Source organism: Eubacterium sp. AB3007, assembly GCF_000688015.1.
Taxonomy (GTDB): Bacteria; Bacillota; Clostridia; order Peptostreptococcales; family Anaerovoracaceae; genus Aminicella.
The window spans coordinates 886,044-902,961 of the sequence record NZ_JIAD01000001.1; the positions used below are offsets into that span (position 1 = coordinate 886,044).

Sequence of the window (16,918 nt, forward strand, 5' to 3'; positions counted from 1 at the left end):
ATCACACAGATTTCCTGTAAGCAACATTACGTAAACATCGGACTCGCCTGCCTAAGCCAGTACCTTCATTATGCCAAGGTGTGTCCTCTCTCGATCTATACATATAGTCATCCGCTACATATATAAATAATCTTTGTGCAGGTCTTCTGGCTCATGACGATACGGCCCCTCGCCTTCACAGCAGACAAAGCCATTGGCATAGTGAAGGACCCAAATCAATTACAGCGTCGGGAACGCACAGGACTTTCACCTGTTTCCCTCTTAGCTCTCTTGCGAGAGAACACAAAAATTGAAACAAACATCACTATTTATATCATATTATTGATGTCTTGTCAATATCTTCAGTGCCTCGATATACCCATCCAGCCCCATGCCCTTCACCGTGGCGATGCAGGCTCTGCGGATATACGACCGCTTGCGGAACGTCTCCCGTTTGTCCGGGTCGGAGATGTGCACCTCCACCACGGGAAGTCCTACTGTCTTCACCGCATCCAAAAGCGCGATGCTGGTGTGAGTGTAGGCCCCCGGGTTGATCACAATCCCGTCGCAAGTGCTGTAGGCCCGTTGGATTGCATCGACCAGATCCCCCTCGTGGTTGGACTGGTAGAACTCCACGATCTCCACGTCCAGCGCCTCTGCAGCCCCTTCCATGTAATGGATCAGATCCTCGTAGGTCTTGCTCCCGTAGATTTCCGGTTCCCGAATCCCGAGCATATTCAGATTGGGACCGTTGATGACCATGACACGCATCATTTCATCTCCTGGTTATTATCGATAAAATAGTCGCTCCACGACTCGTAGAGATCCTTCCGCTCGTCGTACAGCTGCTGCACCGGTGTGGAGATGGAGAGCGGTCTTCCGTCTGTCTCCAGCTTGTCCAGATCCCGCTTGATCCAGACCACCCGTCCGTTCTGGCGGATAATGTTGTAGTTACGCTTGGTCTTCACCACACCACCACCGGTGGCGATCACCACGCCGGTCCGCTTGCAGGCCTTCTCCAGTTCCTCTGTCTCGATCTTCCGGAAGTAGGCCTCCCCCTTCTGGGCAAAGATCTCTGCAACCGACATGCCTTCCCGTTCTTCCACCATGTCGTCCACGTCCAGGAATTCCCTTCCCTGGGCCTTGGCCATCTTACGTCCCAGCATGGTCTTGCCGGCTCCCGGCATACCGATCAGGATCATGTTCTGCATCTCCGCCCGCAAGGCTTCTGCTACCTCCAGTATCTCGTCCTTGTCAATGTCCGTCCCCTGGAAGAGCTCGCTTGACTCCCAGGCTTGCGCGACCAGCATGTCAAGGCCGCTGGCACAGGGGATCCCCCGAGCCTCTGCGTCCAGGATCAGAAGCGTCCGCGCCGGATTGTAGATCACATCCACAACGCCCTTCAGTTCGTCGAACTGCCCCAGATCCACCAGCTTCCGCAGGTTGTCCGGGTACATGCCCACCGGTGTCGCGTTGACCAGGATCGTAGCATCGTGGTGACGGCCGATGTTGTTGTAGTTCTCCTCTGTGTTGCGGGAGATGACGACGATCTCCTTGGCACCGAGATCCTCCAGCACACACTGGATCGTCCTGGACGCTCCTCCGCTTCCGAAGATCAGACACTTCTGACCACCGGGGTAGATCTTGTTCTTCTCCATCAGATAGCGAAATCCCAGATAATCGGTGTTGCAGCCGTACAGCGTGCCATCCTCCCGCTTCACCACTGTGTTCACCGCTCCGATCCTGTGTGCGGTATTGCTGATCTCGTCACACATCCCCGATACGATGGTCTTGTACGGTATCGTCACATTAAACCCCTGGTACTCCTCGGAATGCAACAGGGAGGGCAGTTCCTCTTCCGTCACTTCCAGCAGATCATACTCATAATCCCCGAACATCTTATGGATCATCGGGGAATAACTGTGGGAAAGGTGTTCCCCGATCAGACCATACTTAGCCATGTTCTCCTCCTAAGTTAGTTCTACACGATTTCCTTCTGATGAGCTCGGCTCATCTTCATAATTACATTATATAACAATTCTATATATTTTTCCATATCCTTATCAACAAGTCCCCTGACCTGATCGATCTTCTCCAGTTCCCGGCCAGTATCCATCACGGGCAGGTTGTTTGCCTGCTTGTATCTGGCGATCCCTTCGCAGGTCCGCATGCGCTGCTGAAACAGTGAGACGATCTCCCTGTCGATCCTGTCGATCTCAGCTCTGTAGTCCTTCAATTCCATGTCATACCTCGCTGTAGCTTCCAAGATAACGGAACTCCGCAGACAGTTCCTGGATCTGGTTCATCAGACGAATAAACTTTTCTGAGTACGCCTCCGCATCGATATCAAAATAGAAGCGGTACACAAAATCCCGACTGCCGATGGGCCTTGACTCCAGTTTGGAAATGTTGATCCCCAGCGCATTGAAACTGGAAAGCACATTGTACAGCGCCCCCGGACGATGTGCCACGGACAGCATCATCGAGGTCTTGTTGGCCCCCGGGTAGATCTCCAGATCCTTGCTAATACAAATGAACCTGGTGTAGTTGTTTTCGCTATCCTGTACAGAATCCTCCAGGCACACCAAGTCGTAGAGTTCCGTACACTCATAGGAAGCCAGGGCAGCCACATCACGGCGCTGCGAACTAGCCACGCGTTCTGCCGCTTCTGCGGTGTTGCTGCACACCGTCACCTTCACTCCCGCAAAATTCTTCAGGTAGTCCTGACACTGAAGAATAGCCATCTCGTGGGAAAAGATCTCCCTGATCTCGCCTTGCTTTGTGCCCTTCTTCGCCAGAAGACAGTGATCGATCTTCAGCCGCACGCTTCGGACGATATAGAACCTGTACTTGCTCATCAGTTCGTAAATGCTGTTGACGGAGCCCGCCGTGCTGTTCTCCAGCGGCAGCACCCCGTACTGGCATAGCCCCTGCTCGATGGCAGCGAAAACGCCGTTGAAATTCCTTGCGTACATGATCTGCGGCATGGAGAAAAGCCGGTCACAGGCCTGCTGCTGATACGCTCCCTGTACGCCCTGACAGGCTACCATGGCGCGCTCGGGAAATACTCGCGGTGTCCCTTCGCAGGCATTTCGGATCATCTTGACAAGCTCCGTATCCTCCATCACGGCTGCCCTGGTGTTATCCCGGATCAGCTCGTTCAGGGTGCTGTAGAGAACCTTGCTGTATCCGGCAAACTCCGCCGGCGCCTCTCCCGTGATCTCCTCCAGCCTGGTGCGCTCCCGGATCGGATCCAGCACCTGCAGCCCCTGTGCCTTTCTCTCCTCCGCCAGTTCTGTTGCAAGACGCATGCGCGCGTACAGGCGCTCCATGATTTCTTCCTCCAAAACCTTCGCTCTCTCCTCGCATTCTCCTATTCTTTTTTCCGCCATTGCTTACCTCACATTCTCGGCGATCATATCGTAAAGCGCGATCGCACAAGCCGCCTCCACACAGGGAAGCGCCCTGGGCACGATACAAGGATCGTGCCGGCCTTTCACGCGCATCTTTACATTCTCTTTCTGACTGTAACGGATACTCTGCTGTTCTTTCCCGATGGATGGTGTCGGTTTGACGGCCACCCGAAAGACGATGGGCATCCCGCTGGTGATCCCCCCCAGCGCCCCGCCGTGGTGGTTGGACAAAGCCTTGCTTTCCCCGTCCACAAAACCATATGGATCGTTGTTCTCACTTCCCCGCATCCTGCTGCCGGCAAACCCGCTCCCAAACTCAATGCCCTTGACCGCGGGGATCCCAAACACGCATTGGGAGATCCTGTTCTCCACACCATCAAACATGGGGGCGCCGATGCCGGCAGGCACTCCCTCTGCGGTACACTGGATGATCCCACCAACGGAATCTTCCTCCGCTCTCGCTCGGTCGATCTCTCCATAGGGATCCTCCCGATTACCGCCGATCTCCAGGATCTCTGCCTGGATATGGATCCCCTGCCGGTGGAGGATCTGCAGGAAGATCCCTCCTGCGATACAAAGAGGAGCGGTCAGCCTTCCGGAGAAGTGCCCACCGCCTCGCACATCCTCATAGCCACCGTACCGAATGCGGGCAGTGTAATCCGCATGCCCTGGACGAGGTACATCCTGCATCTGGCTGTAATCGCCGGATCTGGTGTTGCGGTTGCGGATAATGGCTGCGATGGGGCTTCCTGTCGTCCTTCCGTTCAGAACACCGCTGAGAAACTCCGGCTGGTCACTCTCCTTACGAGGCGTGGAATACCGGCCTCTGCCGGGGGCCCGTCTGTCCAGGAAGGCCTGCAGTACTTCCATATCGATGGCCTCTCCAGCGGGAACACCATCGATACTGACCCCAATGGCGGGTCCATGGGATTCCCCAAAGATTGATACTCTGATAGTATTTCCAAATATTGAACTCATAGTCACTCCACATTGTGGTCAAGACCTGCCTGGTGCATGACCTCAAAAAACCCAGGATACGATTTCGCTACGTCTTCCTTCCCGTCGATGATGACTTTGTCCCTGCAGATGAGGGAGGCGATCGCTTCCATCATGACGATCCTGTGGTCGCCGAAGGAGGAAACACGCCCTCCCCGGAAACCCTTGCGGATGCTCCCCTTGATGGCCAGGCTGTCACTTTTCTCCTGCACGCTCATCCCCAGCGCGTTCAGACTCTCCGCGATGGAGTGGAGGCGGTCGCTTTCCTTGAGCCGCAGCCTGGCTGCATTGACGATCTCCGTCCGCCCTGTAGCAGCGGTACCCAGCAGCGCGATCACAGGAGCCAGGTCCGGGATCGCTGACACGTCCACCTCGCAGCCCTGCAGATGCGAGGGATACACGGTGACTTCCGCATCTCCTTCCACCACGTCCACACAGAACTGTCTGAGCACGTCCAGGATCTTGATGTCTCCCTGCATGGAGTTCATGTTAAGCCCCCGGACGGTGATGGGCTTGCGGCCAAGGGCGCCTGCCGCCAGCCAGAACGCCGCAGCGGACCAGTCCCCCTCGACCACAAAGGTATCTGGTCCTTCGTATCTCTGATTCCCAGGAACCTCAAAACTCATACCGTGACGAGTCATCTTGGTGATCCATAGGATTCCAAACTGTCGAAGGACTTCTGTGGTGATCGCCACATAGGGCGCTGATTCCAGATTCCCCATGACATCGATGGTACTGTCCCCATCCAGTAGGGGCAAAGCCATCAGGAGTCCGGTGATGTACTGGGAGGAGATGTTTCCTGGCAAGGTAAAGATCCCCGGTGTCAGCTGCCCCTCAATGGTGATCGGGGTCTCTCCCTGGGGACTCAGCGAACATCCGTGTGTCTCCAGTTCCTGTACCAGCGGTGTCAGCGGCCGGTCTGAGAGCCTCCCCTCCGTCATGAAGATCCCTTTTCTTCCAAGGGCGCCCATGACAGGCAACAGAAACCTGAGCGTCGAACCGCTCTCTCCGCACTCCATGATATTCCCTCCGTCCAGGATCGCCCCTACACAAGCACGGGTCGCCTCGATGTCACGGGAGGGCAGATCACAGCGAATATCTGTATGCATGTCTGCCAGCGCTGCACAGATCAGCGCTCTGTGCGCGAATGATTTTGATGGAATGATATCGATCGTTGTCGCCATTATTCTCCGTTGATCTGTGCAGGTCCGCACTTCTGAAGAACGCGTTCCTTACAGATCTTCCCTTCTGCCAGTAATTTCTCTAACTTGTCCTTGTCATCTTCCTCAATGGCTGTCTCGTATTCCTGCAGCTTCTCGATCAGTCCCTTGATCTCCGCTGTCAGATAGTCCTTATTCTCCAGAAAGAGTTCCGACCACATCTTCTCGTCCAGATAGGCTACCCTGGTGAAATCCTGATAGCTGCCCGCAGAGATCATCTGGCTGTCCACCAGGGCGGTCTCACTCTTGATGAACCCGTTGGACACGATGTGTGGCATCTGCGAGGTGAACGCAATGACCCGGTCGTGCTCGTCCGAGGTAGTCACGCCCACCCGGCCGAACCCCGCCAGCATCAGCATGCCCTTTACCCGCATGAGGAGTTCCATATCTGTAGCCTCCCAGGGCACCAGGATAAAGGGCGCGTTCTGAAACAGATCCGCGCTGCTGTTCTTGATTCCCCCACGCTCCTTTCCGGCCATGGGGTGTCCTCCCATGTAGGTGATCCCATATTTCTCTGCGATAGGAAAGCATTCGCCGCAGACAAAACGTTTGGTGCCGCAGCAGTCGATCACGACGGTATTCCGGGAGATCAGCGGAGCGTGCTCACGGAACCATTCCACCGCAGCGACAGGGGTGATGGCGATGAGGATCAGATCACATGTGTCGATGTTGTTGTCTGCCAGCTCATCATCGATCGCCTCCGCCATCAGCGCATAGCGTGTTACCAGATCTTCCCTGTCAATTCCCAGAACAACGGCACCCGCATTCCGATAGGCCTTGGCAAGGGAGCCACCGATAAGCCCTAGCCCTACGATTCCTACTTTCATCTATAACACCTCCCTGATCTTTCTGACTTTGGCCATGGTGTTTGAGAACTGGGCCGGTGTCAATGACTGCGGTCCGTCACACAGAGCCATGGCTGGGTTGTTATGCACCTCGATCATCAGACCGTCTGCACCCCCTGCCGTGGCTGCCAGTGCCATGGAGGGAACCAGACCGGAGTGTCCTGTGGCATGACTGGGGTCAACCACCACCGGCAGGTGTGTCAACTCATGGAGTACCGGGATCACAGATAGATCCAGGGTGTTTCTGGTATAGGTCTCAAAGGTGCGGATCCCTCGCTCACAGAGGATGATGTTCTCATTCCCGCCGCTCATGATATACTCCGCGCTCATCAACAGTTCCTTGATGGTATTGGCCAGCCCCCTCTTCAGCAGGACCGGCTTGTTGGAATGTCCCAGTTCCTTCAGAAGTTCAAAATTCTGCATATTCCGTGCTCCCACCTGGATCACATCCACATCCGCAAACAGATCCAGATGCTCCTGGTTCATGATCTCCGTGACGATGGGCAGCCCGGTGATCTTCTTGGCTTCCAGGAGAAGGCGCAGTCCTTCGGCCTTCAGTCCCTGGAAATCATAAGGCGATGTCCTGGGCTTGAACGCGCCTCCTCGCAGAAGGGTCGCTCCGGCCTCCTTCACGGCCTCCGCAACGCCGACGATCTGCTCTTCTGTCTCCACGGAACAGGGCCCTGCGATCACCGCAAAATGGCCTCCGCCGATCTGGACATCATCGATGTCCACGATGGAATCTTCCGGATGGAACTCCCGATTGGCCTTCTTAAATGGCTCAGAGATCTCTACCACCCGATCCACGATATCCAGCGACTCCAGCATCTCGATATCGATCTGGCTGGTGTCTCCGATCAGTCCCAGCACGGTCTCGTCGTCATTGACGTATTCCGTCACCCTGAGGCCCTGATCCTCAAACCACTTGATCAGCATTCGCTTCTGTTCTTCCGTTGTACCCGGTCTCAAAATCGTTACCATTACTTATACTTCCTCCAAAACAATAAACCCCGCAGCACTGGCTGCGAGGTTCTGAATCATCTCTGGTCTCAGTCACCTATCTGTCGCTTTCTCCGCGCAGCAAAATGCTCTTTCCTACTGTATCCACGAAAGAGTAAAAGTAATAGTATTCTGCTGCAAACTGAAAACGACGCATAACTGATCCTCTCTGTCTGAATCAACTTACAAGAGGATATTAACACATTCGTTTGTATAAATCAAGATAAAAAATCAAAAAACAACAGAAAAAGTTGTTTGCAGAACACAAATTCAATACTTTTCCATGGTTATGTATTCCCGGCCCTTTCTGGACCTGCCGCCGATCTCAACCAGTCTCACCCGACCCTGGTGCCGCACGCTGATCAGCGTCCCCTCAGCCAGTTTCTGATCCGGCTTCAGACTCTCCATGTGATCGACAAACACCTGCCCCTGTCGGATCAGGTCGACTGCTTTTGTGCGGGAAAGACGAAACGCAGATGCCACCACGTTATCCAACCGCACCGAAGCCACCGAATCGCTGATCATCTGAGGCTCCTGGCGAGGGATCATCAGGTCTCCGATAGGCACCGCACTCACCGAAAGGGTTGTCCTTCCTGCTTTACCATACTCAGCCAGCAGGAACTCCGCGATTTCGCTCAGTACGATGATGTCAGCCCCATCCTCTCGCACCAGTATATCTCCTGTCATCTCCCGGCGGATCCCAAGTCCGGTCAGTGCGCCCAGGTAATCCCGATGGCCCGGTACCGGGCCGCCTTTCCCGGCGATCTGCGCGCGGATCACGGTGAAGAGCTCCGGATCCGGTTCCCCCATATAGTCTGGCAGACAAAGCATACATACCCGCTCTGCCTCTGGGTATCCCCCATGAAAGCGTACCTCCGGTTCCTTCCCGTATACCTGCCTGAGCACGGATTGCTGATGGCTGTCCAGGAAAACTGTATTGGTCATATAATTTCTGTTTCGACACTGCTCCAGACGGTCTCCCGCCTGAGCAATGATGAGATTGTCTTCATTCATGGACTCATTGTAACATATTTTGGCTGGACAATAAACAGCATATCCGCGATCCGTGTAATTATTATGTAAGGTTTCAGTCTGGTCCCTTGCAATCGCTCTGAAAAAGTGCTATATTCAAAAAATACAAAAGAGGAGGAAATATGGACAAGTTTTACACGCATAAACCGAAGGAGATCATGCAGGAATTTGGCACCACCGAAAGTGGCCTGACCCTGTCCCACGTGACCGAGAACCGCGCCCAATACGGCGAAAACAAACTTCAGGAAAAGAAGTCGAAATCCACCCTGCAGATTTTTCTGGAGCAGTTCAAGGATCTGCTGGTGATCATCCTGATCGTTGCGGCACTGATCTCTGCTGCTACCGGCAACCTGGAAAGCACCCTGGTGATCATCGCCGTCCTGATCCTGAATGCCATCCTGGGTACTGCCCAAACTATCAAGGCGGAGAAATCTCTGGAAAGCCTGAAGAAACTCTCCTCCCCCACCGCTCGCGTGATCCGGGATGGAGAGCAACAGATCATCGATGCGGCAGACCTGGTCTGCGGCGACATCGTCCTGCTGGAGGCTGGGGATATCATTCCGGGAGATGGTCGAATCATCGAGAACTTCTCCCTGAAGGTGAATGAGTCTTCTCTCACGGGGGAATCGGAGAGCGCAGAGAAAACCAGCGAGTTGATCCAGGAGGAGGTGGCCCTGGGCGATCAGAGCAACATGGTCTTCTCCGGATCTCTGGTCACCTACGGAAGAGCCAGGGTCATCATCACCGCTGTTGGACAGCACACAGAGCTTGGACGCATCGCCGGCCTGATGAACGACACCGGCGAGCGCAAGACACCTCTGCAGGTCACCATGGACAACTTCAGCAAGAAGCTCTCCATCGCCATCATCCTGATCTGCATCGTGGTGCTGGGTCTGTCCCTCTATCGGGGCCAAAGCTTTGTGGACGCGCTCCTGTTTGCTGTTGCCCTGGCGGTCGCGGCCATTCCGGAGGCCTTGTCCTCCATCATTACCATCTCGCTGGCCATCGGCACTTCCCGCATGGCTGATCAGAACGCCATCATCAAGCAGCTTTCTGCTGTCGAGGGGCTGGGCTGTGTGTCCATCATCTGCTCTGACAAGACAGGCACCCTGACACAAAACCGAATGACGGTGGAATACAAGAGCGAATGGAAGGAGCAGGAACAGATCCTGTTGATCGCTTCGATCCTCGCCAATGACACCCACATCGTAGACGGTACCACCGTTGGAGATCCCACGGAGACTGCCTTTGTAGATTACTACCGAAACAACTTCAACGACTATTATGAGGTTCTGACGGCACACCCGCGCCTGTCAGAGGTCCCCTTCGACTCTGACCGGAAGCTGATGAGCACCCTACACAAATTTGATGACCATTATATCATGTTCACCAAGGGCGCTCTGGACGTTATCCTCTCCCGCAGTGCCAATCTGACGGAAGCAGAGAAGGATGAGATCATTGAGGAGAACTTCCGGCTGTCCAACGAAGGGCTTCGGGTACTGGCCTTTGCGCAGAGAGTATATAAGGAACCGAAGGACCTGACCACCGATGATGAGTATCATCTGGAATACATCGGCCTCATGGCGGAGATGGATCCACCCAGACCGGAATCCAAACAAGCTGTGTCTGATTGTATTGCTGCAGGGATCAAGCCCATCATGATTACCGGCGACCATAAGATCACCGCTTCTGCCATCGCAAGGCGCATCGGAATCATGCAGGAGGGGGATTTGGCGGTCACTGGTCCGGAATTGGACCGCATGAGCGAGGAAGAACTGACCGAAAAGCTACCCCACATCTCCGTTTACGCTCGCGTCTCCCCGGATAACAAGATCCGTATCGTGAACGCCTGGCAGGACCGTGCCAACATCGTAGCCATGACCGGCGACGGTGTCAACGACGGCCCCGCTCTGAAGAGTGCCGACGTAGGTGTAGCCATGGGCATCACCGGAACAGAGGTGGCCAAAGACTCCGCCTCTATGATCCTGACAGACGACAATTTTGCCACCATCATCAAGTCGGTGCTGAACGGCCGAAACATCTATGCCAATATCAAGAACGCTATCAAGTTCCTGCTGTCGGGAAATGCCGCAGGGATCATCACCGTGCTCTACGCATCCCTGCTGGCCCTGCCAAACCCCTTCACAGCGGTGCAGTTATTGTTCATCAACCTGATCACAGACAGCCTGCCTGCCCTGGCAATCAGCATGGAACCTTCGGATCCGACGCTGATCCACGACAAGCCTCGTCCCCGCGACGAGTCCGTGCTGAACCGTCCCACCATGACCGAGATCGTGACCACGGGCGTTCTCATCGCCATCGCCACCATCATCGCCTTCTATATCGGCCTCCAGGGGGGACGAACAGATATGCTGGATGACAGCGGTGTGGACTTTGGTGCGGTAACTGCCTCCACCATGGCATTCTCGACCCTGTGTCTGGCAAGACTGTGGCATGGTTTCAACTGCCGGGGAAGAGCTGGGATCTTCAAGCTGGGACTGACCACCAACCTGTACAGCATCGGTGCGTTTGGTCTGGGTGCCCTGCTTCTGCACCTGCTGCTTCTGGTGAAGCCGCTGAGCCATGTTTTCAACATCGCTCCGCTGAATCCTCACCTGCTCATGTGGGTATGGGGATTGTCTCTGGCACCGACACTGGTGATCCAGGTATACAAGGCGATCCGGTATCGCTGATCGCAGATCTCTTTTAAATCAAATATAGAACGCATTGGCGTACTAAAAAAGGGGCTTTCGCCCCTTTTTCTTTTCTATTTCACCTTTACGGCAGTCCCGTAAACGAGGACTTCTGCTGCCCCGTCCATCACTGAGGCTGAGGAGTACCGAACCGCAACGATCGCGTTCGCTCCGAGAGACTCGGCCTCCTGTATCATGCGTGCTGTAGCCACCTCTCTGGACTCGGAGAGCATCTCCGTATAGCCCTTCAGTTCACCACCTACCAGGGTCTTCAAACCTGCACCGATATCCTTACCCAGATGTTTCGACTGTACAGTGTTTCCCTTCACCATTCCGAGCACTTCGTATTCCCGGCCCGGTATTCCTTCCGTCGTCAGTAAAACCATATTGTTTCTCCTTTACTTCTTGTAGATACAGATCCGCGCTCCCGGCTCCATGAGCTGAAGTGCCTTGATCATATTCTTCCGGGAGATGGAGATACAGCCACCGGTGTACGGATTCCCGCTGAAACAATGCAGGAAGATGGCGTAATCCCGTTTGTAGTTGCCCTTCTTGTTATAGTTGAAGTTGGCACCGTAGTAGTAAGGCTTCCCGAAATCGATCAGATGCTCACCCGAACAGTTGTGCGGCTTCTCATTGATGTTGATCAACTGGTTGTAGTACTTGGGATCCGCGCACAGGTAGTGATAGGGCTTGACCTTATAATAGGTCATGGTCGTGCCCGGGTTCTTTTTGATCCCAAAGCCCCAGAGCATCTTGTAATTGCCGGTAGGCGTCTTGTAGTCGTCCCTGCCCTTTTTCTTCTTGCTGCAGATTCCGTTTCTGCCTACATAGGCCTTGCACTTGATCTGCCTTCTCCACTTGTGATCTGCCCCCTTCTTGTACATGTAGAATTTTGCGTTGGAGCCTTCTGTGTACTTGACGAACATGATTTCTCTGACCTTGTCATTATAACGATACCTGTCCAGAAGCTTCTGCCAACGTGTCTTTGGTTGCGGGTTCGGCGCTGTCTGCGTGCTTGTCTCCTGTGCCCAGGAGGCAGCAGGCAGGATCAGAACAACCAGCGCCAGCAACAATGCAATAAGTTTTCTCATTCTCTATCCCCTTCCCTTTCAGTTACAGAAATACCTCGTCTAACCGGCGGAACGCCTCCTCCACTCTGGAGAATGGGAGCGCCAGGTTCATACGGATCGCATCTTCACGGTGGAACTGCCGGCCGTCCTGCCAAAGGACGCCCCTCTCAACGCCGGCCAGCAACAGGTCATCCAGTGTCCACCTGCGAGTTTTCAACCAGTCGCCGCAGTCCAGCAGCAACATGTACGTTCCCTCCGGACGGGAAACCTCTACCCCCTCATAGCGCGCCCTTATGTGATCAACCGCATAGTCAATATTCTTCGTCAAGACCTGTTGCAGCTCGTCCACCCACTCTGCTCCTTCGGACTTGTAACCGCCGATCAGAGCATACATAGAAAGGACGTTCATATTGTTGTACGCACTCAGCATTGACTGCCTGCGAAGACGATCCCTAAGATAGTCGTTGAACACGATGTGATAACTTCCTATCAGTCCTGCCAGATTGAAGGTCTTGGAAGGCGCATAGAAAGCTATCGTCCGCTGCCTGGCATCCTCCGAGAGCATCTGCAGCGGAATATGCTGATTCCCACGCAACGTCAGATCCGACCAGATCTCGTCTGAGATCACATACACATCATTCCGTTGGAATATCTCAAAAGCCCGCTCCAACTCAGCCCTGCTCCATACCCGACCGGTAGGATTATGGGGCGAACAGAAAATCACCGTATGAATGTGATATTTCCGAATCTTCGCTTCCATATCCTCGTAATCCATCCGCCAGATTCCCTCTGCGTCTTTGACGAGATCGCTGCTGATCAGATGGTACCCGGCCATGCTCACTTCCTCCAGATAGCCCACATAGGTAGGTGCGTGCACCAGCACGTTATCTCCCGAAGAACAAAGCACCTCCAGCGCGCTGAGTATGCCGCCCATCACACCGTTCTGGTACCCGATGTGCTTCGGTTCCAACCCCTTCATCCCATATCGGATGCTCTGCCAGCGAAGGATGCTGTCAAAATACTCCTTTCGGGGCACAAAATATCCGAAAGCAGGATGCTGTGCCCGGTGGATGATCTCTTCCGAGATGGTAGGCACTGTGGGGAAGTTCATGTCCGCTACCCACATAGGGATCAGGTCGTACCCTTCCCGAATCGTTCCCTTGGGAGCGATGCCATAGGGATCCTCCTCCGGAGCGACCGCGATAGCGTCCATTCCACGGCGATCCAATATACTGGTAAAATCAAATTTTGGTGACATTTCTGTCTGTTTCCTCCTGTGAGTGCATTTCTATTGTGTAGGGTTGTTGATCAGAACATAGTCCAGGGCCTGCGCCAGCTGATCTGCACAGGAGGTTCCTCTTCCACCGCAGTCATTTCCTCTAAGCTTGTCTGCCGCCTCTTTCGCCGGCATGCCCTCCAGCAGGATGCCGAGCGCCTTCAGGTTTCCATTGCATCCGCCTTCGTATTGCAGATTATGGATCCTCTTCTCGCCATCCAGTTCAAAATTGATCAGTCTCGAACACACGCCCTGTGGCTTAAACGCATATCCCGCCATAATTATCGTTCTCCTTTCAAGATGTCTTCCAGTCCAGCCGTCATCAGCGCCTGTACATCAGCGCCCTGAATGTCCAGCCCTTCTACTCTGTATTCCCTGAATTCCTCGATGCCAAGCATCCTTCCGATCCCACGGAGATAATCATACCCCAGATCAAGGTCTCCGATAGGCCCACCGGCCGTGGTGATATAGGTCAGCCTCTTCGCCGGACAAAGCCCCTCGTAACCGAACGCAGTCTCCTGGAACGTGAGCCCTGTCACTACGATATTCTCAATGAACACCTTCAGAATGGAGGGGAAGGAACAGTCCCAGTACGGTGCGCCCACCAGGATCTCGTCCGCGGCCTTCACCCGTCGGGCCAGATCGAACATGGGGTCTTCCCAGGCTTCCTGCTCAATAAGATCATTACGATGCAGGATGGCTGCTTTGTCTAAGGGGGAGATGTGCACCTGCGACAGGTCGATCTCATCGATCACTGCCTCGTGATGTTTCTCCCGGAAGATCTCTAACCAAGCCTCACAAAGCTGTCTGGTACGAGATCGGTGTGTTGAAATACAGCTGTTGATAAATACTAACCGAATCTTCTCTTTCATATCACAAAATCTCCTTATTGCAATTATACACTAAGAGTGGTATAAAATACAATTGAAACATGTAATATTATGATAGAGGATTCAAAATGAAAATCGATATGCATTGTCACACCAGCGAAGGATCGATCGATTCCAAGGTGGGAATCCGCCGCTGGATCCAGCTGCTTCAGGAGCGGGGCTTTGACGGTATGCTAGTCACAGACCATGACTCCTACAGTGGCTATCGCTACTATCTGGACAGACGAAAATACATGCCCCGGGGCTTCACCGTCCTGATGGGGATCGAATACGATACCAAGGATGCCGGGCATTTCCTGGTGATCATGCCCAACCACGTACATCTGCGGCTTCTTCGTTTCCGCGGTATGTCCGTGGAGATGCTGATCCGGGTGATACACGCCTACGGTGGCGTGCTGGGACCGGCCCACCCCTTTGGTATGCGCTCCTCCAGCGCCATGTTCTTCAAGAAGATGCAGGAGAATCCGGATATCATGAAGGAATTTGACTTTCTGGAGGGGTTCAATACCTGCGAATTGTCAGAGGCCAACCTCCGTGCGCAGGAACTGGCGGAAGCCTATGATCTCCCCTGCACTGCAGGATCCGATGCCCACGACGCGGAGTACATCGGCATGGCCTTCACGGATTTTGACCGCCCTATCCGCAACAACAACGACCTGATCCGCGCCATCAAGGAAGGTGCTATCATCGCCTACGGAGGCACAGAGCGGGAATTCCTGAAGAAACACCGTAAGCGCTATTGGGCTGTGACCACTTACGCCTTCCGAGCCATGAACCGCTCTGTGGGCGTGTTGTTCCATCCATACCGGCAATACAAGATACAGAAAATGGACATCCCAGACTAAACTATACTATCATCACAGGAGGTAATGATGAGATTACAAAAAGAAATACACCAAGCCTATTGCAACCACATCCGCGAGCACATGGAAGAGAACCGCCAGGCCGGAATCGCCATTCGGGAACACCTGGAGAACTCCCCTCTTATGTGGAACGGCGTACTGGACAAGACTGTCCACATTCCCAAGGTGTTCGATGGAGAGACACTGCAGCAGTTTGAAGACATCGCTGCGATCACCTACGGGATCTTCCAGAAGGTGATCCGGGAATACCGGGAGCACGAAGACTACAGGGCTTTGTTCCCTTTCAGCAAGGAACTGGAGGAACTGATCCTGCTGCCGCAGCACTACGACAGCCTGCTCCCCATCGCCCGTTTCGACCTTTTCTACAACGAAGACACCGGCGATTTCAAGTTCTGCGAGATCAACACCGACGGCACTGCCGCCATGCTGCGGGACCTGGAGATGGGGAAGGCCCTCTCCATGAACCCGGCTCATCAGGCCGTGCTCCAGCGCTACGATCTCAGGCCCTTTGAGCTCTTCGACACCTGGGTGGAGACCTTCCTGCGTCTCTATGAGACCTACCCCGGGCACAAGGAGCATCCTTACGTCGCCATGGTGGATTTCCTGGAGAACGCCACCATCCCTGATTTCCAGGAGTTCCAGCGCCGTTTCCAAAAGGCCGGCGTGGAAGCCGAGATCTGCGAGATCCGGGAACTGACCTATCGGGATGGCGTCCTGTACTCCCCTTCCGGTCACGCGATCGACGCGGTCTACCGGCGGGCGGTCACCGCGGATATCATGGATCACTATGAGGAAGTCGCCCCCTTCCTGCAGGCGGTGCGGGAGAACGCGGTGTTCCTGGCAGGGGCTTTCATGACCCAGGTCATCCACTCCAAGTGGTTGTTCTACGTGCTGCATCTGGACCGCACAAAGCAATTCCTCACCTGCGAAGAGCGCGCTTTCGTAGAGGCCCACATTCCACTGACGCTGGAATTCTCTTCGAAGTTCATCTCCCTGGAGGAGGTGCAGTCCAACAAGGACGCCTACATGATCAAGCCCATGGACGCCTATGCCTCCAAGGGGATCTATGCCGCCGGCCACGAACACGACCAGGCATCCTGGAATCACCTGACGGAGGAACTCTATGGACAGGGGTATATCTGCCAGGAGTACTGCCAGCAGTATCTGACGGAGAACATCGACTTCGGCTGGGGAGACGGCCAGTGGCATCCCTATCTGAACATGCCAGGGCTGTATGTCTACGACGGCAGGTTCTCCGGCATCCTGATGCGGATGGCGGAAGGCGATGGGATCATCGTGGCCCACGAGAACGAGCGGACCGTGCCGGTGTTTCGTGTGTAAATCCCCCTACTGGCTTTGAGAAAAACAAATACGTCCATTCGAAGGTATTTCTGCTTGACCAGCAAAAACTGGAAATGGAATAATGTAAGTGATGAAAAGCACTAGAATACATACAGTCGTAAAAGATTTAAATAGTACATCCGCCTTCACAAACAGCGATATCATACTCAGTGTTTAATTAACGTTTTGTTTATCATACAACTCCCCTACTAACACCCTGCTAACGATTCAGCGAAACCAACCAAACTATCAAACAAACCACCGACTACGGATGACATATCCGCATTCGGTGGTTTGT

The 16,918-nt window shown here is 54.1% G+C and carries 17 protein-coding genes and 1 riboswitch; of the genes, 3 read left to right on the forward strand and 14 right to left on the reverse strand.

Annotated elements, in window-relative coordinates:
* Window positions 1–118: 118 nt before the first annotated feature.
* A riboswitch (cobalamin riboswitch) is annotated at window positions 119–301 on the reverse strand.
* Window positions 302–318: 17 nt separating this feature from the next.
* The 9 genes from aroQ to P156_RS0104500 all read right to left on the reverse strand — a co-directional run bounded on the left by aroQ (window position 319) and on the right by P156_RS0104500 (window position 8,466).
* Complete coding sequence (aroQ, locus tag P156_RS0104455) at window positions 319–750, reverse strand: type II 3-dehydroquinate dehydratase (protein ID WP_027869099.1); 432 nt, start codon at window positions 748–750, stop codon at window positions 319–321.
* Window positions 750–1,940 (reverse strand): shikimate kinase, encoded by a 1,191-nt coding sequence (locus tag P156_RS11565; protein WP_034802226.1) that lies wholly within the window; start codon window positions 1,938–1,940, stop codon window positions 750–752. The genes aroQ and P156_RS11565 overlap by 1 nt, the downstream gene beginning before the upstream one ends.
* 20 nt (window positions 1,941–1,960) lie before the next feature.
* A complete protein-coding gene (locus P156_RS0104465) occupies window positions 1,961–2,221 on the reverse strand; it encodes a chorismate mutase (protein ID WP_034802229.1) in 261 nt (86 codons plus the stop codon).
* A 1-nt stretch (window position 2,222) separates the two neighbouring features.
* On the reverse strand, window positions 2,223–3,371 hold the full coding sequence (locus P156_RS0104470) for a prephenate dehydratase domain-containing protein (protein ID WP_051600639.1): 1,149 nt from the start codon (window positions 3,369–3,371) through the stop codon (window positions 2,223–2,225).
* A gap of 3 nt (window positions 3,372–3,374) precedes the next feature.
* A complete protein-coding gene (locus P156_RS0104475) occupies window positions 3,375–4,370 on the reverse strand; it encodes a chorismate synthase (protein ID WP_027869102.1) in 996 nt (331 codons plus the stop codon).
* A gap of 2 nt (window positions 4,371–4,372) precedes the next feature.
* Window positions 4,373–5,572, reverse strand: coding sequence for a 3-phosphoshikimate 1-carboxyvinyltransferase (gene aroA / locus P156_RS0104480; protein ID WP_034802233.1), 1,200 nt, complete (start codon window positions 5,570–5,572; stop codon window positions 4,373–4,375).
* Complete coding sequence (locus P156_RS0104485) at window positions 5,572–6,435, reverse strand: prephenate dehydrogenase/arogenate dehydrogenase family protein (protein WP_027869104.1); 864 nt, start codon at window positions 6,433–6,435, stop codon at window positions 5,572–5,574. Before P156_RS0104485 ends, aroA begins: the two co-directional genes overlap by 1 nt.
* Entirely contained in the window at window positions 6,436–7,434 is a 999-nt protein-coding gene (gene aroF, locus P156_RS0104490; protein ID WP_027869105.1) for a 3-deoxy-7-phosphoheptulonate synthase, read from the reverse strand.
* A gap of 288 nt (window positions 7,435–7,722) precedes the next feature.
* Entirely contained in the window at window positions 7,723–8,466 is a 744-nt protein-coding gene (locus tag P156_RS0104500; protein ID WP_051600641.1) for an RNA-binding protein, read from the reverse strand.
* 140 nt (window positions 8,467–8,606) lie between these two features.
* On the opposite strand from P156_RS0104500, the gene P156_RS0104505 reads away from it, so the two are divergent.
* Window positions 8,607–11,177 (forward strand): cation-translocating P-type ATPase, encoded by a 2,571-nt coding sequence (locus P156_RS0104505; RefSeq protein ID WP_027869107.1) that lies wholly within the window; start codon window positions 8,607–8,609, stop codon window positions 11,175–11,177.
* Between the two features lie 74 nt (window positions 11,178–11,251).
* Here the strand turns inward: P156_RS0104505 and P156_RS0104510 are convergent, their stop codons facing one another.
* The 5 genes from P156_RS0104510 to P156_RS11570 are packed head-to-tail and all read right to left on the reverse strand — an operon-like array spanning window position 11,252 to window position 14,398.
* Complete coding sequence (locus tag P156_RS0104510; RefSeq protein ID WP_027869108.1) at window positions 11,252–11,563, reverse strand: heavy metal-binding domain-containing protein; 312 nt, start codon at window positions 11,561–11,563, stop codon at window positions 11,252–11,254.
* Window positions 11,564–11,575: 12 nt separating this feature from the next.
* Entirely contained in the window at window positions 11,576–12,271 is a 696-nt protein-coding gene (locus P156_RS0104515; protein ID WP_027869109.1) for a L,D-transpeptidase family protein, read from the reverse strand.
* Window positions 12,272–12,293: 22 nt separating this feature from the next.
* Window positions 12,294–13,508 carry a MalY/PatB family protein gene (locus P156_RS0104520; RefSeq protein ID WP_027869110.1) on the reverse strand — a complete coding sequence of 405 codons (1,215 nt, stop codon included), beginning with the start codon at window positions 13,506–13,508 and terminating at the stop codon, window positions 12,294–12,296.
* Between the two features lie 30 nt (window positions 13,509–13,538).
* Window positions 13,539–13,805, reverse strand: coding sequence for a TIGR03905 family TSCPD domain-containing protein (locus tag P156_RS0104525; protein WP_027869111.1), 267 nt, complete (start codon window positions 13,803–13,805; stop codon window positions 13,539–13,541).
* 2 nt (window positions 13,806–13,807) lie between these two features.
* A complete protein-coding gene (locus tag P156_RS11570; protein ID WP_051600643.1) occupies window positions 13,808–14,398 on the reverse strand; it encodes an NAD(P)H-dependent oxidoreductase in 591 nt (196 codons plus the stop codon).
* Between the two features lie 86 nt (window positions 14,399–14,484).
* Between P156_RS11570 and P156_RS11575 the strand changes: the two genes are divergently transcribed.
* The gene (locus P156_RS11575) at window positions 14,485–15,261 is read left to right on the forward strand and encodes a PHP domain-containing protein (RefSeq protein WP_034802236.1); all 777 of its coding nucleotides are present in this window, start codon (window positions 14,485–14,487) and stop codon (window positions 15,259–15,261) included.
* A gap of 27 nt (window positions 15,262–15,288) precedes the next feature.
* Window positions 15,289–16,620, forward strand: coding sequence for a hypothetical protein (locus P156_RS0104540; protein ID WP_027869112.1), 1,332 nt, complete (start codon window positions 15,289–15,291; stop codon window positions 16,618–16,620).
* The last annotated feature ends 298 nt before the right edge of the window (window positions 16,621–16,918 follow it).